The organism is Paenibacillus illinoisensis NBRC 15959 (assembly GCF_004000925.1).
In the GTDB taxonomy this organism is placed as follows: Bacteria; Bacillota; Bacilli; order Paenibacillales; family Paenibacillaceae; genus Paenibacillus; species Paenibacillus illinoisensis.
The window spans coordinates 559,143-579,452 of record NZ_BIME01000001.1 but is presented as its reverse complement, the minus strand read 5'-3'; the positions used below and the strand labels follow the sequence as shown (position 1 = coordinate 579,452).

At 47.8% G+C, this 20,310-nt stretch carries 18 protein-coding genes; 8 read left to right on the top strand and 10 right to left on the bottom strand.

From position 1 onward, the window contains the following. Nucleotides 1-68 precede the first annotated feature (68 nt). Nucleotides 69-758, bottom strand: a complete 690-nt coding sequence (locus PIL01S_RS02370) for an O-methyltransferase (protein ID WP_127536095.1) — start codon at nt 756-758, stop codon at nt 69-71. A 138-nt stretch (nt 759-896) separates the two neighbouring features. On the opposite strand from PIL01S_RS02370, the gene PIL01S_RS02365 reads away from it, so the two are divergent. Then, nucleotides 897-1,808 (top strand): LysR family transcriptional regulator, encoded by a 912-nt coding sequence (locus PIL01S_RS02365; protein WP_127536094.1) that lies wholly within the window; start codon nt 897-899, stop codon nt 1,806-1,808. Between the two features lie 91 nt (nt 1,809-1,899). Here the strand turns inward: PIL01S_RS02365 and PIL01S_RS02360 are convergent, their stop codons facing one another. Together PIL01S_RS02360 and PIL01S_RS02355 are read right to left on the bottom strand one after the other, a co-directional pair. Next, nucleotides 1,900-2,616: a YoaK family protein gene (locus PIL01S_RS02360; protein ID WP_127536093.1), complete on the bottom strand. Its 717-nt coding sequence runs from the start codon at nt 2,614-2,616 to the stop codon at nt 1,900-1,902. Between the two features lie 92 nt (nt 2,617-2,708). Next, nucleotides 2,709-3,581: an alpha/beta hydrolase family protein gene (locus PIL01S_RS02355; protein WP_246058067.1), complete on the bottom strand. Its 873-nt coding sequence runs from the start codon at nt 3,579-3,581 to the stop codon at nt 2,709-2,711. 242 nt (nt 3,582-3,823) lie between these two features. Between PIL01S_RS02355 and PIL01S_RS02350 the strand changes: the two genes are divergently transcribed. Next, on the top strand, nt 3,824-4,570 hold the full coding sequence (locus tag PIL01S_RS02350; RefSeq protein ID WP_127536599.1) for a GTP pyrophosphokinase: 747 nt from the start codon (nt 3,824-3,826) through the stop codon (nt 4,568-4,570). Between the two features lie 43 nt (nt 4,571-4,613). After that, on the top strand, nt 4,614-5,840 hold the full coding sequence (locus PIL01S_RS02345; RefSeq protein ID WP_127536092.1) for a multidrug effflux MFS transporter: 1,227 nt from the start codon (nt 4,614-4,616) through the stop codon (nt 5,838-5,840). A gap of 62 nt (nt 5,841-5,902) precedes the next feature. On the opposite strand, the gene PIL01S_RS02340 is transcribed toward PIL01S_RS02345, so the two are convergent. After that, nucleotides 5,903-6,493: a hypothetical protein gene (locus PIL01S_RS02340; RefSeq protein WP_127536091.1), complete on the bottom strand. Its 591-nt coding sequence runs from the start codon at nt 6,491-6,493 to the stop codon at nt 5,903-5,905. Between the two features lie 250 nt (nt 6,494-6,743). Here PIL01S_RS02340 and PIL01S_RS02335 point away from each other — a divergent pair, with 250 nt between their 5' ends. From PIL01S_RS02335 to PIL01S_RS02320, 4 genes are all read left to right on the top strand, one after another. Then, nucleotides 6,744-7,745 carry an iron-hydroxamate ABC transporter substrate-binding protein gene (locus PIL01S_RS02335; RefSeq protein ID WP_246058066.1) on the top strand — a complete coding sequence of 334 codons (1,002 nt, stop codon included), beginning with the start codon at nt 6,744-6,746 and terminating at the stop codon, nt 7,743-7,745. Between the two features lie 165 nt (nt 7,746-7,910). Next, nucleotides 7,911-8,531, top strand: a complete 621-nt coding sequence (locus tag PIL01S_RS02330; protein ID WP_127536598.1) for a flavin reductase family protein — start codon at nt 7,911-7,913, stop codon at nt 8,529-8,531. Nucleotides 8,532-8,789: 258 nt separating this feature from the next. Then, complete coding sequence (locus PIL01S_RS02325; protein WP_127536089.1) at nt 8,790-10,988, top strand: MMPL family transporter; 2,199 nt, start codon at nt 8,790-8,792, stop codon at nt 10,986-10,988. A 288-nt stretch (nt 10,989-11,276) separates the two neighbouring features. After that, nucleotides 11,277-12,296 carry an alpha/beta hydrolase family protein gene (locus PIL01S_RS02320; RefSeq protein WP_127536088.1) on the top strand — a complete coding sequence of 340 codons (1,020 nt, stop codon included), beginning with the start codon at nt 11,277-11,279 and terminating at the stop codon, nt 12,294-12,296. A 107-nt stretch (nt 12,297-12,403) separates the two neighbouring features. Here PIL01S_RS02320 and mnhG read toward each other — a convergent pair whose 3' ends face one another. Genes mnhG through PIL01S_RS02290 form a run of 6 tightly spaced genes read right to left on the bottom strand, consistent with a single transcriptional unit; the run spans nt 12,404 to nt 18,309 of the window. Beyond that, the gene (gene mnhG, locus PIL01S_RS02315; RefSeq protein WP_110822468.1) at nt 12,404-12,796 is read right to left on the bottom strand and encodes a monovalent cation/H(+) antiporter subunit G; all 393 of its coding nucleotides are present in this window, start codon (nt 12,794-12,796) and stop codon (nt 12,404-12,406) included. After that, nucleotides 12,780-13,064, bottom strand: a complete 285-nt coding sequence (locus PIL01S_RS02310) for a Na(+)/H(+) antiporter subunit F1 (RefSeq protein ID WP_095287537.1) — start codon at nt 13,062-13,064, stop codon at nt 12,780-12,782. Before PIL01S_RS02310 ends, mnhG begins: the two co-directional genes overlap by 17 nt. After that, complete coding sequence (locus PIL01S_RS02305) at nt 13,064-13,540, bottom strand: Na+/H+ antiporter subunit E (RefSeq protein WP_095287536.1); 477 nt, start codon at nt 13,538-13,540, stop codon at nt 13,064-13,066. Before PIL01S_RS02305 ends, PIL01S_RS02310 begins: the two co-directional genes overlap by 1 nt. A 6-nt stretch (nt 13,541-13,546) precedes the next feature. Next, entirely contained in the window at nt 13,547-15,025 is a 1,479-nt protein-coding gene (locus tag PIL01S_RS02300) for a Na+/H+ antiporter subunit D (protein ID WP_127536087.1), read from the bottom strand. Next, entirely contained in the window at nt 15,018-15,356 is a 339-nt protein-coding gene (locus PIL01S_RS02295; protein ID WP_095287534.1) for a Na(+)/H(+) antiporter subunit C, read from the bottom strand. Before PIL01S_RS02295 ends, PIL01S_RS02300 begins: the two co-directional genes overlap by 8 nt. Nucleotide 15,357: 1 nt before the next feature. Continuing rightward, complete coding sequence (locus tag PIL01S_RS02290; RefSeq protein ID WP_127536086.1) at nt 15,358-18,309, bottom strand: Na+/H+ antiporter subunit A; 2,952 nt, start codon at nt 18,307-18,309, stop codon at nt 15,358-15,360. A gap of 321 nt (nt 18,310-18,630) precedes the next feature. Between PIL01S_RS02290 and PIL01S_RS02285 the strand changes: the two genes are divergently transcribed. Beyond that, nucleotides 18,631-20,295 carry a diguanylate cyclase domain-containing protein gene (locus PIL01S_RS02285; protein WP_127536085.1) on the top strand — a complete coding sequence of 555 codons (1,665 nt, stop codon included), beginning with the start codon at nt 18,631-18,633 and terminating at the stop codon, nt 20,293-20,295. Nucleotides 20,296-20,310 lie beyond the last annotated feature (15 nt).

Below are 20,310 nucleotides of genomic sequence, written 5' to 3'. Positions count from 1 at the left end.
TTCCAGTGTAACAGGAAAGGGGGATTTGCGGAAGAATTGACCACTGTTTATTTTGTCATAAGGCTGAATTACGCAATTACACGAGCGATCACCAATCCATCATACCCTTTGCTGCCTACCGTTTGCAGTGCAGTTGCTTCAAGACGAGGGTGATCGGCGATCAGCTTCAGAAATTGACGTACGCCCTGAACTCTGGGGTCCGTACTCTCAGCATGGATCACTTCACCGTCTCTGACGATGTTATCCCCGATAATCAGACTTCCCGGCCGGGACAGACGGAGCGCCCATCGGAGGTAATCGGGATTACTCGGTTTGTCTGCATCAATGAAGATCAGATCAAAAGGCTCCCTGTAGTCTTCTTGAACGTCAGGAAGGGTTGTTAATGCAGGTCCAATCCTCAGATCAACCTTGTCGATTAGCCCAGCCTGCACCAGATTAGTGCGTGCGATTTCCGCATGATGTGGATCAGCTTCAAGCGTTACGATTTTTCCGTGCTCAGGCAGTGCTCTTGCCATCCAGATCGTGCTGTAAGCACCCAGCGTACCTATTTCAAGCACACGTGCTGATCCGTGGATTTGAAGCAGGAGCTGAAGGAATTTCCCTTGGTTAGGAGCAACATCATGGGCTGGCAATCCGGCTTCCGTGTTCCTACGAAGCGTTTGTTCCAGCAGAGGATCCGAGGGAATAAGCAACTGATTCAAATAGTCGTCGACCTGACTCCAAGTGTGCTCAAGAGAAGAATAATCATTGTTTTTCATAAAGGTTTCGTCCTTTCCAAAAACGATAGTTTGAATTTCATAATTCAACTATAATGATTACAAATGCATAAATAAAATATATATTATGTATAAAATCATAAATTAAAGTTATATATTGCGGACATAGGAGTGACGGAAATGAATTTGCACGGACTACGATTGTTCCATGCCATTGTAAGATATGGTGGCGTTACGCGCGCCGCAGAAGAACTGAATATTAGCCAGCCTGCGGTCTCGTCACAGGTGAAGAAATTTGAACATGAACTGGGCATTCGTTTATTTGTTTCAGAGGGTAGACGACTGGTTCTTACTGATGTAGGTGTGCAGTTAAAAGAATACGCAGAACGTCTGTTTTTGCTTGAACAGGATGTGGAGAACTTTGTGCAGGATATGCGGGAAGGGAAAAAAGGCATCATTCGATTAACGGCAACGTACTTGCCTTCTAATTTTTTGCTGCCTGGATGGATTGCGAAGTTCAAGCAAACGCACGAAGATGTGGAACTTGTGGTCAGTACAACCAATACCCGGATGGCCTTTGATCAACTGCTGCGATATGAGGCTGAGATTGCCGTATACGGTGGGAGCGGGGTTACACATCAAGGCGTACATTGGGATGAATTGTTTGAGGATGACATGTGGTTTGTCGTGCATCCAGCGCATCCGTATGCTGATCGGGAAGTGGACTTGGCCCAGATGGTAGCAGAACCCTTCATCATGCGTGAAGAAGGCAGTGCGACGCGTGAGCGGCTAATCTCACTATGCAGTATGAACAACGTGGCTGCCCCTCGAATTGCGCTGCAGTTCAACGGGTTGAATGAAACGATTAGTGCGGTAAAGGCCGGTTACGGAGCCAATTTTATATCCTCATTGGTCGTGAAGGAGGATGTTCGTGAGGGCCGTCTTTCACGTGTATATGTCCGAGGAATTCATCTGAAAAATAAGATTGCCGTGTGTACCCGAGCTGGTGAAGTGTTATCACCTGCAGCGCAGCATCTGGTACAGCTAATTCGGCAGGAGGCATCCCGGATAATCGGAGATGATATCCGATAAACGAATGGAGGATATCTGAAATGGAAACGAACACGACATGCCTCCCAGAATGTTTTGTATGAAGATTGACATGGCATATCAAACCCGAATGTTAACGTTCTGCTGTAACACCTTGCTGATCGTTAAACCGGTATAGGGCAAGCAAAGTCACGCCTCCAACCACGACAACAGGTATCCAGACCGCAATCATAGGAATGTTATGAAACATAAGTGCCGCGACAATGACACCAATCAGATAAATGATTACGGCAAACACCCGCAAGTACGAATCATTGGATGAAGCCTTCATCAATGAACCTATACTCGTGTGCCGGAGACGCTGCATAATGCTTACGGCATCTTCGATGACTGCGGCAAGATTGTTTGTCAGTACGGTGGTGGAGATCCCGGCGATGCCGATCCGCCGTGCAGCTGTAGTCTGCATTCCCATAGCAGCAGCCAGTATGGCGATTAACAGATAGGCAAACTGTTCTGAATAAGGGCTAATCATAACGATCGCGAATATCAGAAGCAGGATGCTTTCGACAACAAAAACACGGGTTACACGGGGTGACCATCCGTTTTTGGTCTGTTGGGTACCGATCATGCGTGCGGCAATGGCATTGCCGGCAATGAAGCCCGCCAGAGCAATAAGGGAACGCAGCACAATGAATTCCTGCGCACGGGCAATCGCGATTCCCAGCAGTACGATATTACCGGTCATATTCGCGGTAAGTACATGCCCCAGTCCCAGATATCCAATGACATCGACCATTCCGGCCGCTAGACATAGAAGCAGAAGTGAATACTTTTGCAGAGGTTGCTGCATGGTGAATCCGTCCTTTCAAGAAATGCTCAACCCCTCAAGTATACAGCATCATCTCATAAAATAAAGACGGTACGTTCACTTATGGTGTGGAACTAAGGTGAAGCAAGCCAATCAAACATGTTGTTTACCGCGGCTGCATGGATACTGTCATGGAACCAGTGATTCTGTCCCCCATAGGCATGAAAGGTTACTTCGATTCCTCTTCGTTTCAACCAATGATACATACGGGTTCCATGACTATAGTTGACTTGAGTATCTTCTGTACCGTGCATGATCAACACTGGGCAGCGGAGCTTGGAGACGGCAGCCAGCGGAGAACGGGCAAGATAGGCTTCGGGAACAGCACGGGGCGATCCGCCCAGAATACGTTTCAATGTGCGTCTCAGGTCGGTTCGCTCTTGATATGTCCGTTCGACATCGGCAACACCGCTCCAAAGCACAAGTTTATGTACATGGTAGGGGCCTTCGTTGAAAAAGGTAGCTGTATGCACAGCATTGATGGCCCCGCGGGAGAATCCCATAAGCGAAATACGCGAAGAATCGGCATATGGAAGTGCTTGTACTAGCCGGTATGCGGCTCGCACGTCTTCAATATCATGTCCACCATACTCGTCCCGGCCTTCGCTGCCCTCATTGCCGCGATAGGAGGGAGCGAACACGATGTAGCCTTTGTGCGCAAACTGCTCCACCCAGGCCGTTTTTACGCCGCCATAGTTGCCAAGGCCTCCGCGACAGTAGATAAGAACAGGCCAACTTTCTTGCTTATGGTTATCGATTTGCGTTGGAGGATAACGACTTGCCAGCAGCCGGAATTTCACATCATGTAATGAGCTCGTGTTATAAGTTCCAATACGTTCTTCCGTCTCATGCTTGTGGCAAGGAGAAGAGATTATACAGCCTTCGGGCAGATACATATACGCTTTAACCCGGAATTCACTAGAGGAATAGGTCACTTGATACAGCAAGAAAAATCAACCTCTTTCATGGTCAATAGATGTGAATATGACAAGATGTAGAACATGGAATACCATGTAGCATGTGTCAAAAATCTGATCCCATACCTCTCGTACTTGCTAACTGTCCATGTGTCACAAATTCGTTTATTGGCTCCATATGTTTTATAATGAATCAGAGACAGGTGCGACAGCCTGAATTCTTATACCTGTAAATTACTCAAGTGCGCATAAAAGAAAGGAAGAAAACCATGATGAACGCTCCACATCCGATTGACCAATTCAAGAAATTCAAATACGAAATTACCAGATTCATGATGATTTATAAATTTGCTCTCGATCAGATGGAAACCAAAATTGAAGTTTTAAAGGAAGAGTTTCAGTCCTTGCATGATTACAGCCCGATTGAGCATACGAAATCCAGATTGAAGTCTCCTGAAAGCATCATGAATAAGATGTTTCGCAAAAATCACGAGCTGACCTTCGAAAGCATCAAGAAAAATATCAAGGACATTGCCGGCGTTCGTATCACATGCTCCTTTATCTCGGACATCTATCGGATCAAGGATATGCTGTGCAATCAGAGTGATCTGCGTGTGCTAGAAGTGAAGGACTATATCCAGAATCCGAAGCCCAATGGATATCAAAGCTTGCACCTTTTGGTAGATGTACCTGTTTATATGTCCAATGGTGAAGAGCGTGCCTGCGTTGAGATTCAGATCCGTACCATTGCCATGGATTTCTGGGCGAGCCTTGAACATAAAATCTTTTATAAATACAATAAGGACGTTCCTGAACATCTGACCAAGGAATTAAAAAGTGCAGCAGATTCCGCCAATGCCCTTGATCAACAGATGGAGAGGCTTCATCGGGAGATTCAAGAGATCAAGGACGCAGAGAATGAACGGGATGAGGAGGAGCTGCGCCGCATTATCATTAATAATCAGCAGTTTACACTGCCATCCAACCTGCTTCGTCTGCTTGGTGACGGAGAACACTAAGTAAACAGGAAACATCGTAAGGAAAGGAACAAGTTTAATCCCTATGAATAGTTCATCAGCATCCTTAAATAATCAATCATCATCACGTGTGCGTATGGCCTTGATATTGGGGACACTGTCTGCCTTCGGTCCGTTGTCTCTGGATATGTATCTGCCCGCACTGCCTACATTGGCTGAGGATTTCAATTCCTCTCCTTCGTATGCACAGCTTAGTTTAACAGCCTGTATGGTCGGGCTTGCTGCAGGGCAACTGCTGGCAGGTCCCCTTAGTGATGTACGAGGACGTCGTACGCCGCTTATTGCAGGACTTGTGCTATATACGATTGCTTCCATACTATGTCTGGTGAGTCCGACAATGGGTTCTTTTGTTGTGCTGCGTTTTATTCAGGGGGCTGCGGGCGCAGCCGGAATTGTTATTTCCCGTGCAGTGGTAAGAGATGTGTATTCGGGTCCGGAGTTAACCCGGTTCTTCTCCCTGCTGATGCTTATTAACGGGGTAGCGCCTATCGCAGCACCGATTATCGGTGGGCAGCTGCTCGCTTATACTTCCTGGCGTGGTGTCTTTATCTTATTGAGTATTATTGGGGTGCTTACGTTACTGGCCGTTATATTTGGACTTGGAGAGACCCTGCCGTCCGAACGACGATCCAGCGGAGGGTTGAAGCAGACCTTGGTCACATTCCGGCAAATCGCAGCCGACCGTCTGTTCATGGGCTATGCATTGACTCAAGGATTTGTGGCAGCGGGAATGTTCGCGTATATATCGGGTTCCCCATTTGTACTGCAAAAGATTTACGGCGTCTCTCCGCAAATGTTCAGTATCTGCTTTGCCGTTAATGGACTCGGAATCATTCTGGCAAGCCAGATTGCCGGGAGATTGGCGGGTAAAGTGTCCGAAACGCGTTTGCTCATAGCTGGCCTCGTTGCGGCTGCTGTGGGAGGCACATCTCTGCTCATTGCGATCCTATTGGGAGGAAATCTGATCTCCATCCTGGTTCCGTTATTTCTTGTCGTTTCCAGTGTGGGTCTCGTCAACACGGCTTCCTTCGCGCTGGCCATGGCCAACCAGGAGAAGTCAGCTGGCAGTGCCTCTGCACTTATAGGGGTCATGACATTCCTTTTTGGCGGGATTGTAGCTCCGCTCGTCGGTTTGGGAGGAGAGGGAACCGCGGTGCCAATGGGGATCGTTATCGCATGTGCCGACCTTGGGGCTTTACTGCTCTATCTGGTTATGGTCGGTAAGCGTGGGCACCGTCAGCAGACCCGTTAATCCTATATAAATATCTAAGCGCCCCATTCGAAGGTCTAAACTTCGGGTGGGGCGCTTGTGTGTTAGCAAAGAGCGAACAAGATTTGCGTATTGAGCAAAATGCCAGGGGTCAGGAACGGATAGAAGTAACCGATGACAAAACCAAAGATATTAGTGACAGGCCACATGAGAAAAACGTCATTGTAGGTGAATACAAGGGACCAACGGTTGTAACAAAAGTTCTGCAGTACACGCTGATTCTGATCCCTTGGGGCGGTTACGCCTGTTTGGGCGAATTGCACAGCCTGGGTCAAATTCTGTGGTTGCTGCTGGATAAACAACGGCAGAAGCCCGGGGCTGCTTTTGATCAGATTGTAGAGAAATACCATCTCCGCTGGTGGCTGCCCAACCGGACGTGGATAGGCGCTTAACAGGGTAGGCAGATTGCCTTGCGACAACTGTGCGGGAACGCCTGGAACCGTACCTTGACCGCCTCCTGGAAAGAACGGTGGCTGTCCGCCGATGCTTCCACCTGGAAAGTATGGGGGAAAAGATCCCTGTCCTCCGGGAATTCCTTGGATGGGCTGCCCTCCCTGGCTGCCACCCGGGAATAATGGAAACTGAACAGAGCGGTCTTCTCCGTAACCTGTATAAGTATGATTGATGTAATCCATCTACGAACATCCTTCCTGTCGTCGTATTCTGAAAACATCATATGGCGGCATTCGCCCAAAGGTGAATGGATCACGAGCTATCGAACGTGGTAAAGGTAAAACCGGATTGACAACTCAGTTGATAACAATTATCATTGTCAATGGAAATGGACAAGTACATACAGGGATTATATACCGAAGGGTATAGAGTTCTTTTAAAATTGCCATACCAGCTCATATTGAGATGTTCATCATGAAAGGGGATAATCACGTGTTAAAGAGTAATAAAAAAGGAATCATGCTGCTAATCGCGATTATGGTCATGTCATTGTGGCTGGCTGCATGCGGAACGAAATCCGCAGATAATGGAACTGCAGCAGGAGAGACAAATACTACAACGGAGACTGAGACACAGACAGAAGCTCCAACAGAACGCACAGTAAAAGATGCACAGGGTCATGATGTGACGATTCCAGCTAATCCACAGCGCATTATCGCTTCCTATCTGGAAGATCATCTGGTAACACTTGGCGTTAAGCCAGCTGCTCAGTGGTCAGCACGTGATGGTAGCAGTGTGCAGGATTATCTTCAAGGAACTCTGAATGGAGTGCCTACTATTGCAAGCGAACTTCCTTTTGAAGCTGTTGCCAGCTTCTCACCGGATCTGATCATTATGGGTTCCGAGAGTACAGTAGAAGGGGAGAAGTACGAACAATACAACAAAATTGCCCCGACTTATGTACTCGGTGATGATGTGAACAAGGATTGGCGTCAGGCTCTTTTGAAAATAGGCGAGCTGTTGAACAAATCAGATGAAGCTCAAAAAGCGCTTGACGATTATGATGCAAAAGCAAAAGAAATTAAGGAAAAAGTGACTGCCGCAACAGGTGGTACGAAAACTGCAGCAGCACTCTGGCTCTTCAATAACAAGTTTTATGTTGTTAGTAACAATGTCTCCAGTGGTGAAGTCATGTACAATGAACTCGGACTGCAGCAGCCTGAAGTTGTGAAGGAAATATCGGCAAAAGCAACTGGTAACTGGTCCGAGGTTTCCCTGGAAAGAATCGCAGATATGAATGCTGACTATCTCTTCCTGGTTAACAGTGATAAGGGAACAGGGGCAGAAGCGTTGAAAGACGCAGTGTGGCAAAGTATTCCTGCTGTGAAAAACGGAGAAGTATACGAGTTTGAGAGCACGAGCAGCTGGTTGTATAGCGGAGTACAAGCGAACACGCAAATTCTGGAAGATATTCAGAAAAGCATTGTTAAATAAATGAATGGCACATGATATGTGCTGCAAGTCATCGTACAACTCTCTGGTGTCCATAGGCATCAGGGAGTTTTTTGTTTTTTTAGTGTAACCCGATATATACTTACGAAGTAACAGTGTCGGTGTGGGAACCATCCGTTCCCGATTAAGAAAGGGGATAGGTCTATGATGTATACATTGAATCCAAATGATCTGACGAGCAGGGATAATTATAAATTGATGAGTGGTTCGGTAGTTCCGCGACCGATTGCTTTTGTCACAACCATTTCAGAGGACGGCAGCGTCGTGAATGCAGCTCCGTTTAGTTTCTTTAATGTCGTTAGCTCCGATCCGCCGTTGCTGTCCATTTCCATTAACCGTAAGGATGGAGTGATGAAAGATACCGCCCGCAATGCGATTGCAGGGCAAGAGCTAGTCGTACATATCTGTGACGAATCGATCGTTAACGAAATGAACGAGACAGCAGCACTGCTTGAGCCGCATGAGAGCGAGCTGGAGCGAACTAGCCTGACGACGGTACCAAGTTCAGTTGTGGCGGTGCCCGGAATACAGGAAGCACTGATTCGCATGGAATGTCGTCTGTATCAGCATATTCCGGTGTCTAATGACGAAGGAAAACCTGTAACGGATCTGCTTCTCGTTCGCATCGTACAGTATCACTTTAATGAAAAAGTGTATGACCCCGCTCATCACTACATTTTGATGGATCACCTTAAACCCGTAAGCCGGCTTGCGGGCAATGATTACGCTAAACTTGGTGAGCGATTCACGGTAGTTCGGCCTGTATAAGGTCATTCACTTGGTCATTTACTTTTCATCTTTTCATGTAGGATCCAAATGGCTGATTATCTAAATCGACTGATCAAGACGGACAACCTGTGCGAACGTGCAGGTCTTGTCCGTCTTTCCTTGTTTGCTGAACATAAACTCATTCTGGCGTGAATAGACTTGTACTATTCTGGTGTGTTACTTGATTGTATTGCAGGCCCCTGCTAGCCATCATAGATGAAGAATGAAATGACAATCTGATAGAAGAGGAGCTTGGATATGGGTTATCGCAGCCTTGCTTACCTCATAGGCCGATATCCACGGTTCATCATGATCAGCTGGGTTTTTATTATCGGGGTATCCGCCGTATGGGCATGGAATCTGCCCGGTGTTGTTCAGGATCATGGGTTGAAACAGATTCATGGAGATGCACATCATATTGAGCGTATGCTCAAGGAAGACTTCGGAATTCCGGATGATCCGATTATTGTCGTTTATGAAAAGCAGACAGGCACCTCTCCAGCAGAATTTCGGAATTGGGTCAACAGACATTTACAGGCGGTAGCCAAGCTGCCCCATATTTCAACCATAATCTCTCCATTTGAGGCTGGAAGAAGCGCAATGATGCGGGATGGCATGGCATATGCACTCCTGGATTTTAATGTACCGGCACACCGGATGAATGCTCCCACCGAGCAGCTTCGTTCCCTGAATACAGCAGATGATCAAGGAATTATTCGTTTAACCGGCAAGCCTGTAGTTCAGCAGGATGTGAATCAGTTGAGCTTTCGAGATCTGGAGCGTGCGGAAGTCGTTGGCTTACCCATTGCCCTGGTTATTCTGTGTTTTGCCTTTCGAGGTTTATATGCCGCCCTTGTTGCCGTAATTATGGGGGTCGTCGGTGTGGTCACAGCCATGGGGATGACCTCTCTCATGGGGCATTACGTGGAACTTTCGAATTTCGTTATTAATGTCATACCGATGGTGGGAATGGCGCTTAGCATCGATTTTGCGCTGATCATTATAAGCAGATATAGGGATGAGATGCAGTTGTATCCGCATGATCATGGGCAGAGTTCGTATGAGATTATCCAGAGGACACTGCGTACAGCCGGAAGGGCTGTTTTGTTTTCTGCCGCTTGTGTGCTGCTCGGCCTGTTGTCGCTGGTCTGGATCAGACTTCCCATGTTTCTGAGTGTCTCGCTTGGTGCCATGACAGTCCTGATGATATCCGTGTTAATTAATGTGACCTTACTGCCAGCCATTCTTACCCTCTATGCTCAGCGGATCTTTAAACGAAAAAAGCATTTTGCAATCAGTACGCCGCCGCGTAAACCCTCCATATGGCTTCGATGGTTTGGCACAGTGATGAAACGACCGTTACGGATGACCTTGTTGGGTACAGGTATTCTGCTGTTCTGCGTGCTTCCGGTTCAGCAGTTGGAGATGGCGATTCCGGACGCAACCTCATTGCCCGCAACCATAGAATCCAGACAAGCTGCAGAGAGGATGCAGCAGGTTTTCTCTCAAAAGGACATCGCTTCCGTTGACATCCTCATCGGAGGAACGGGAGAGAGGCTAACCCCATTACACTGGAATACGGCACTTCGAAAGGTAAGGGAATTGCAAAAGGATGAGAATGTCCTTCAGATTGAATCCGTCTGGGGAATGGATCACAAGTACAGGCCAGGACAGAACAGAACCTCGCAGATTGGAGGCGCGAGCAGCGAGCTGATCTTGCACGATTCGCTTCTCTCCTCATACGTATCTGAGGATGCTATTCGTCTGGTGGCGACCATCAAGGGAGCACCAGGATCAGAACAAGCTGCAAACTGGTTGAACATGATGAATGAACGGGACGCGCAACAAGGCGCTCAGGGGATACCTATTCGTTATGGCGGAGAAGCTGCTTCCCAAGTTGAGATTATGCAGGAAATTTTGGGACAGCTGCCCAAGGTGCTGGTTTTCGTAATCGTATCTAATTACATTGTACTTCTGATGGCATTTCGTTCGCTGCTGATTCCAATCAAAGCAATACTGATGAATATACTCAGCCTGACAGCTTCGTTTGGAGTCTTGGTGCTGGTCTTCAATCAGGGGCATCTGGGGATGGAGCCCTCGGCGATTGCCATCATGATTCCGGTGTTTATCGCTGGACTTGTCTTCGGCATTTCAATGGACTATGGCGTATTTATGCTCAGCCGGATACAGGAGATGTATCGTCTGACAGGAGATAGTGACCAGGCGGTCATGCAGGGACTCGCATCAACGGGTCGACTGATTACATCGGCTGCAGCCATTCTGCTTGCTGTGACTATACCTTTTGCCTTTGGAGATGTGGAAGGAGTGAAGCAGCTTGGCGTTGGCATTACTGCTGCGGTGCTCATTGATGTCACAGTCATTCGTTTGCTGCTCGTGCCAGCACTAATGAAGCTGATGGGGAAATGGAATTGGTGGCTCCCAGGACAAAAAACATAACGCTTGATGAACATGGTCTGATTACCAAGTGTGCAAAATGTTCCTATAAGGTAGCCACCATATGATAAAGGGAGATTCCTGAAGTCTGCTTTGCAGGATAGGGGATGTCTCTTTTTTCATAAAAATAGCAGGGTTTTGGGTTAATGCGGCATGAATATTAAATTCATAGGCCATGGGCTTGCACTATAATGTACTGGAAAATAGTACGGATTTGATCCGTTTAGTTCATCAATTATGTTTTATTTCATATGGATTGATGCAGCGAATGAACAAGGAGGTATACCATTAATGACTGCGATTGAATCATATCTGCAACAACAAACGACTGAGCGCGGACGTTATGCATATCAGGCAGGACAGCCTCTGGAACAGTGGAGTGAACAGCTGCGTTCGGGAATACGTGAACGACTTGGTGGTTTCCCGGTTGAGGATGCAGAGCTGCAAGCTGTCGTGCTGGAGCGTATTGCCTGCGATGGTTACGTAAGAGAACGCGTGGAAATAACGACCTATGCAGGATTGCGAATGCCAATATACATATTGATTCCTAATGAGTTAAGTAACACAAATACACCTGTTCCTGCCATGATTGCCTGTCATGGCCATGGTTATGGGAGCCGGGAGATAAGCGGCATGGAGCCTGACGGCTCACCTCGAACCGCCGCACCGGGACTGCATAAGGATTTTGCCGTATCCCTGGTGCAGCGAGGGTTCATGGTTGCCGCTCCAGAATTGCTCGGATTCGGTGATCGAAGACTGGATGAGGATAAGGATGAACCGCCAGGAATTAGCTCCTGCACGAAGATTGCAGCCCATCTGCTCATGGCCGGACAGACACTGGCCGGACATCGTGTCTACGAGACGATGAGGGTACTCGATTATTTGTCTACCCGCCCTGAAGTTGATGCAGAGAGGATTGGAATCATGGGCATCTCGGGTGGAGGGCTCGTTGCTGCCTTTACTGCTGCGCTGGATGCAAGATTCCGGGCCACGGTCATCAGCGGATATGCCAGCACCTTTCAAGCAAGTATTCTGGACCGGAACCACTGTCTTGATAATTACATTCCAGGCATCTTACGGGAAGCGGAGCTGCCGGATATTATCGGACTGATCGTGCCAAGACCATTATTCATTGAAGCAGGAAGTGAGGATCGGGTGTTTCCACAGGCTGCGGCAAGGGAAGCGTTCGCAAGGTTGGAGGAGATCTATGCACAAGAGGGTGCACAAGATGTTCTGGGTGCAGACTTCTTCACAGGCGGGCACGAAATCAGTGGCGCCAAGGCGTATGATTGGCTGGACAGGTTTTTATAAAAAAACGCGTCACTGAACATGAAAAATAACCCCGTAGCTACACGCCTCTGGTGCGTATGCTGCGGGGTTGTTTATGATTTTTCAAATATGGAAAAAGGGGACCTTCATCATTCCATCATATCCTTGGCCTCATGGTTGACTTTTTTACCTTTGAGCAGCGGTTCAAGTTCATCCTGTACGCTCTGCTCCCAGAGTGGAACGTCTGTCCGATATGCTGCGCGTGCATTCAGATGCCCGGCAACCGGAGCGGTAATAAAGACAAACACAATGCCAAGAAGTACGCGTGCACTAATGTAGTTATCGAAGTACCAGAAGAAGAAAAATGTTCCGATGAGTACGCAAAACACACCGAGTGTTGTACTTTTAGTCGCGGCATGCGCACGCAGGTAAACATCTGGTAATCGTATCAGTCCAAAGGCGCTAAGTGCACTCAGTAAAGCTCCGCACAGAACAATCAGACCGATAGCAATTTCAGCGGTTCCATTAACGATCTCCTTCATTTTTGAACACCGCCCCCCGTTCAATATATCGTGCGAATGCGACTGTACTGAGAAAAGCAAGAATACCAATCAGCAGAATGATATCCAGATAGGCCTGCGTGTGAAGCATCATGGACAGCACAGCCACAATGGCGATGACGTTAATGCCGATGGTATCCAGAGCTGTAATCCGGTCAGCCATGGAAGGACCGCGCAGCACACGGTACAAGCAACCCAGGATGGCCAAGGACAGTACAAGCAGGGATATAAACAACATTGAGGATAGCATTATCGCGTCACCTCCATAATGGCTTTTTCAAACGTATTTTTGATATCATCCCTCATTTTTTGTTCATCCTTGATATCCAGTGCATGAATGAACAGCTTCCGTTGATTCCCAGATATCTCAAGTGGTAACGATCCCGGTGTGAGCGAGATGAGGAGGCATAAAAAGGTAACCTCCCAGTCGGAAGACAATTGAGTCCGGTAGGTAAAAATGCCAGGACGAATTTCAAGCCTGGGCTTGATGATCTGGCGTATAACCTCAATACTCGCTCGTATTAATTCCTTGAACAGCAGGTAGAGCAGCTTCATGATGGCCCAGACTCGAACGATATAGAAGCGTTGGGGGAAGAACCGCCGCATACTTCCGATTAACAGTAGACCGAGCAGGTAACCAATAAGAAAACCAACGCCATTCCAGGCATTGTTCAGAAACATCCATACAAAGGCAATGATCAGATTCAGTATGATCTGAAAGGCCATAAGCATCTACTCCTTCAATACTGCATCAATATAAAGATTGGGATGCAGTAGAATGTCGCCTGCGCGGGAGGTTAGCTGAAACATTCCTTCAGCCCCCAAGCCCATGACGATAATAAATATGAACAGGATGCCGGCAGGGATTAAGAGTCCGTTTACCGCGTAAGGCCGTCTAACGATACCTGCTGGCGGTTCGCCCCAGAAGGCCTGAATGAAAATACGGAGGACCGAGTAGAGCATCAGCAGGCTGGAGAGTACCGCAATTCCCGTAAGACCGTAAAGGCCGGCCTGCAAGCCACCCTCGAAGAGCAGCAGCTTACCCGGGAAACCACTGAATGGAGGAATACCGGCCAGTGCAAGTGCACTGATGAAGAACATCCATCCAAGCAGCGGATAACGATGGAGCAATCCACCCATGTTTTCAAGTTTGGATGTACCCGCAACGGCGATCAAGGCACCTCCCAGCAAAAAGAGCAGCGTTTTGATCAACATGTCATGCAGCATGTAGAAGAGCAGCCCTTCCAGAGCCTGACGACTTGCAGCGGCCATGCCGAAGGCGACAAACCCGACACCTGCAACCACGTTATAGACCAAAATTTTGTTCACGTCACGATAGGAGATGGCGCCAATAACCCCGAGAATCATGGTTGCGCCAGCCATCCAGCCGATGAGGGCATTGAAGAAATCCGGATCATGATAAAAAATGAGCGTGAATGTGCGCACAATCGCATACAGCCCTACTTTGGTCAGCAATCCGGCGAACAAAGCCGTTACCACGGCAGGGGGAGCTGCATAGGAGCCGGACAGCCAGAAGAAGAGGAATAGGCCGGCCTTGATGCTGAACACAATGAGAAACAGGACAGCAATCAGTGTAATTACACCACTCTGACCCACTTCGGCAATCCGATTGGACAAGTCCGCCATATTCAGCGTGCCTGTTATCGAATAGAGGAAGCCAATAGAGGCAACAAACAATGCGGATGACACGATGTTAATCAAGACATATTTGATCGTCTCTCGGAGTTGTCTTTCCGTTCCTCCCAGTACGATAAGTGCATAGGAAGAAATCAGCATCAGTTCAAAGCAGACAAAGAGGTTGAACAGGTCACCTGTCAGAAAAGAACCGTTCACGCCTGCAATCAGAAAATGAAAGAAGACGTAAAAATGATGTTCTTCCCGCTCTTGGTTTATGCTTCGAAAAGCATACAGCAAACATGCCAGAGCAATGATGGAAGCAGCCACAACGAGCAGGGCAGATACCATATCAGCAACAAGAACGATACCGTATGGCGGGGCCCAACCGCCCATATTAAGGGTCTGTACGCCGGAACTCGCCACCTGTGTAATTAATACGGTTGATGCAGCAGCGGTCAATAGTGTCCCAATGACACTGACTATGCGCTGTATACGGACTTTACGGAAAAAGAGAATGGTTATAACACCTGTTATTAGCGGCAGCAGCAAAGGTAGAACCACAAGATTATTCATATGGACGCCCCCTTACTTCTTCCATGTCGTCCGTTCTCAATTTTAGATAAGATCGGTAGGACAGAACAAAGAAGAAAGCGGTTAGCCCGAAATTGATGACAATGGAAGTCAAAATCAGCGCCTGTGGCAGCGGATCAACATAGCTTTCCGCCTTTTCCCCGAGTAGAGGAGGAGCACCCGTTTTAAGCCGTGACATCGTAATCAGCAGCAGGTGCACCCCATGGGTGAGGATGGACATGCCTAACACAATACGGAGCAGGCTCCGTGACAAGATTAAAAAGACGGCGACGGCAAACAGTATGCCAACGGCAACGCACATCAATATTTCCATATCAGCGATCCTCCCCGATCTGTAGAATGATGGTCATGGTGACGCCAAGGACAGCGATATACACGCCGAGGTCGAACAGCATCGCAGTAGCAAGCTCGGTCTCTCCCAGCAAAGGAAGTTCGAAATAACCGAAGGTCTGGCTGAGGAAGGGAACCCCGAATAAGAAGGAACCGGCGCCCGTCAAGAGGGCAATGGCCAATCCGACAGCCGTCAACGTACGAAAATCGATCGGCAGCGCCTTGCGTACCGTATCCGTACTGAATGCAAGAGCAATCAAGACCAGTGCAGCAGCCGTGACCAATCCTCCGATGAAACCGCCGCCCGGATTATGATGTCCTGCGAAGAACAAATGCAGCGCAAACGTCAGAATGATAAAGACGACTACTTTGGTTGTCGTTTGCAGCAGCACATCGTTACTCTGTAAGGGAACGGTATCCCAAGTGGAGGAGCTTCGTTCCTGGTTTCCATATTTTTTCGTATTATCCGCTTCGTCATCCAGATTATCGTCATCTTTGCTTTCTTCTTTTTTACGGAACTTCAATCGCGCTCCGAGATCCTTGGCTTCCAGGTTCAGATTGATCATGGAATAGATGGATAGTGAGGCTACCCCCAGCACCATGATTTCCAGAATTGTATCAAAGCCGCGGAAGTCTACGAGCAGCACATTAACCACGTTTTTGCCGCCTGCAAGGTTATAGCTCTCCTGAATGAAGAAAGTGGAGATGCTCTCCAGGGAAGCTGTTCCGCTTGCGGCAAGGGCTACGAAGGTCATGACGATGCCCACCGCAATAGCGACAATCATGTTCACGCTCAGATACCTGCGGCTGGACCGTCCGCGTTGAAGTTCAGGCAGATGGTAGAAGCACAGCAGGAACAGCGCAACCGACACGGTCTCCACAATCATCTGGGTTAATGCCAGATCGGGTGCACGGAACAATACAAATAACAGCGTAACCAGGTACCCGACAGCACCAGTCATAATGACCGCAGAGAGTCTGTTTTTCGCAAAAGGAATGGAGACTGCAGCAGCAATCAGGGCGACAAGCAGCACCGCTTCATAGAATGAGAAGGGAGCATGCCCTTTGAAATTCCAGGTAATATTCTCGCCGGAGCGGAAAAAGGCATATACAAGCAGTGCAACGGTGAACGAGAAGATGTACACCAGGTAATTGCGGACTGATCCGTTCATGTAAGCTTCTGTCCATTTGCGAGCATAATGCTGCACATTATCCAGAATGACATGATACATATTGTTAATGGTCAGGCCCTGCGGGTAATGTTCATACACATTTCTCCAGCGAGGTAACAGTTTATACAACGTGATACCAAGAATGATGACACCGATGGTCATGATTAATTCCGGTGTTATTCCGTGCCATAAGGAGAAGTGAACATCAAAATGCTCGTTTCCGTCCAGCAGCGCTGGAAGCACGGAGGCCATCGCCGGCTCAATAAGCGATCCAGCCAGCAGATCCGGGAAAAGTCCGAATGTAATGACAAGTACACCGAGGATTACCGGAGGAATCAGCATGCCAACCGGAGCTTCATGCAGCTTCTCCGCCGGAAGCTCCGTGCGGCGGTTACCGAGGAACGTTTTGAACACGATGATCAGCGCATAGATTAAAGTAAATACACTGGCGAGCCAAGCGAGTACAGGCAATAGGATGCTCCACGAACCAAGTCCGAAGATACGCAGATGTGTCACTTCAACCATGGCTTGGAAGAACAGCTCTTTACTCAAGAAACCGTTGAAAGGCGGAATACCCGCCATGGCAAGTGCGCCCACTAGCGCTACAGTGAACGTGACAGGCATAAAGGAAGCCAGTCCTCCGAGCTTGCGAATATCGCGTGTCCCTGTTTCATGATCGACAATACCGACGACCATAAATAGTGCTGCCTTGAAGGTTGCGTGATTGAAAAGATGAAGCAGGGCAGCTGTAATTGCAACTGTATAGACGGCAGAAGACTCGCCATAACCGAAGTAGAGTGCTGCGGAGCCGATGCCAAGCAGGGACATGATTAATCCAAGCTGTGAGATCGTGGAATATGCGAGAATGGCTTTCAGGTCGTTCTTTTTCACAGCAAGGAATGATCCATAACATAAGGTCAGGAGGCCTACGCCAGTGACCAGCCAAAACCAGGTTCCCTCTCCCCCAAAGATGGGCGTGAAGCGGGCTATAACGTACAAGCCAGCCTTAACCATTGTGGCCGAATGCAGATATGCACTGACGGGTGTTGGAGCTTCCATCGCATCCGGCAGCCAGATGTGGAAGGGAAACTGCGCGGATTTGGTAAATGCCCCGATCAGGATCAGCACCAGTGCAGGCAAAAATAATGCACTATCCTGAATCTGTCCCCATTCCGTAATGGTTGCACGGATACTAAACGTTCCAGTCATCAAGTACATCATCATGAATCCCGCTAACATGGCGAACCCGCCAAATACGGTAATCAAAAACGACTTTTGTGCGCCTGAAGTGGAAGCTTTGCGTTTGTAATGAAACGCGATCAGCAAGAATGACGTGATACTTGTAAGTTCCCAGAATCCGTACAATACAATCATGTTATCGGATAGTACAACGCCCAGCATGGCCCCCATAAACATGAGCAAATACAGATAGAAGCGGTTCAAATCTTCTTTTTTGTCCATGTAGTAAATGGAGTAAAACACCACCAGAACCCCGATCCCGGTAATAAGTAGTGTTAATAGCAGACTTAAGCCATCCAGATATAGATTAAATCCTATGTCCAGTGACGGAATCCAGGGCACATAACCGGAGACCATATTCCGCTGAGACACGGCAGGAATGAGGCTTGCAAAATAACCGAACAACACCGCCGGAACAATAAGAACCGGCCACCCCATATGTATTCGACGGAAAAAGCGGTTCAGCATCATAAGCAAAATCCCCATGGCAAAAGGGAAAATAACAGCAAGATGAAGCAGGCTCAATATTACACCCCCAATTTCTAGTTGAAGTTCTCTCTGTGGTACAGACATGCTGAATGATCATCTCATCATTGGATGATATGCTTGCTCTCTATATTCATAACCCAAGTATGTATATACAGAATCGTGACTATTCTTTGAATGGAAGAAACACGGTTATTTTTGACGGAGCAAATGGAATCGTATTATGCACAAGGCATGTATAATAAAACAAGTCATTATTTCCGATAAAGATGAAAACGAATAGGTGACATCGCGTGTGCCCTTTACAGCATGTTTCGTGTTAAAGAAGCAGGATGGTTTCACCGATTATTGGAGGCCAACATGTCTTACAAACTCAGAACCATACTTACCGTGACCTTCGCTATATTGTCTTTGCTGGTGACATTAACGATCGGTTATATTTTCAGTCAAAAATCAGCGGTTGCTGTTGAAACCGAGATCGGTCATTCACTGACCGGCACGGCTTCTCAAACAACAGACAAGCTGGATCGCTTCATGTGGGCGCGTTCAGGGGAACTGGATCTTCTTGGCCAGATGGCTGCACTTGAAGATCGCTTCGAACCTGCTGATATCCAGATGCTGTTGGATCAGCTACAAAATAGCTTTCCCTCATTCTCCTGGGTTGGATTCATGGATCCGAAAGGAAAAGTGTTAGCCTCAACGGCCGGTATATTGCGCGGTGAAGATTTATCTGAACGGCCTGTGTATCAGGAAGGAATCAAGGGTAAGTTTATCGGAGACGTACATAATGCAGTGCTTCTGGCCAAGCTGCTTCCGAATCCAACAGGAGAACCACTGCAATTTGTCGATATCAGCTTTCCTTTGAAATATAAAAATGGTGAGGTTGCAGGCGTACTGGCTGCGCATTTAAGCTGGGAATGGGCCAAAGAAGTGGAGAAAGGCGTCCTGGAGCCTTTGAAATACCGGGAGAAGGACATTGAATTGTTCATTGTGAGCAAGAGAGAGCATACGGTGCTGCTTGGTCCTGACGAATGGGTTGGAAAACCTTTGAAGTTGTCGGGAATGGAAACAGCGGAGATCAACAAGACCAGCTGGTCCATAGAGAAGTGGGCTGACGGAAAGGAATATGTTACCGGACTCGCATACAGCCAGGGTCATCTGGATTATCCGGGTCTTGGCTGGACTGTTGTCGTTCGCCAGCTCAAATCAACGGCTTTTGCTTCCGTATCCGACATGTTATGGTTTAACGTTTGGGCTGGGCTTGCCGTTACCGTATTGTTTGCCCTCATTGGATGGCTGGTTTCTCGCCTAATCTCATCGCCAATCACACGATTAACCAAAGTGGCAGACCAACTTCGTGCAGGTGATCAGGTACAGATTCCCGAGAACAAGGGGATTAAGGAAATTGAAGTGTTGTCCCGCTCACTCAGGGGCATGCTAACCGCGCTTACCAATAAAGATTCGGAACTTGTTTTCATGCAGAATTTGGCCCATTACGACCAACTGACAGGTTTGCCGAACCGGACAGCGCTCGAAGTGTATCTGGAGGAATCACTTGAAACGGAGAGTACGGATCATACTTTGACTTTCCTCTATCTGGATTTGGATGGATTCAAAAGTGTGAATGATACCCTTGGACACCAAACCGGAGACGTCCTGCTTCAAAAAGTGGCGCAGCGTTTGATGGCCCTAAGTCACGACAAGGGAATTACGGTTCGTTTGGGCGGCGATGAATTTCTCATTGTACTTCGTTCCATTGGGGCTAATCCAAAAGAAGAGGCGCAAGCATATGCGGATGAGATTATCCTGAGCTTGAATAAACCATTTATTATTGAATATGAGCGGATCCACATTGGATGTAGTATCGGTGGTGCCGAGTATCCGACAAACAGCGGCAATCCGAGTGAAATTATCCGTATGGCTGATGAAGCCTTGTATGAATCGAAGCGTTCGGGCAAGAATAAAATGACATTCTATGTGGATTTGAACAAGGATCAGGATGAGCCGGATACCCAAAACAAATAAGCATTTATAACGGAC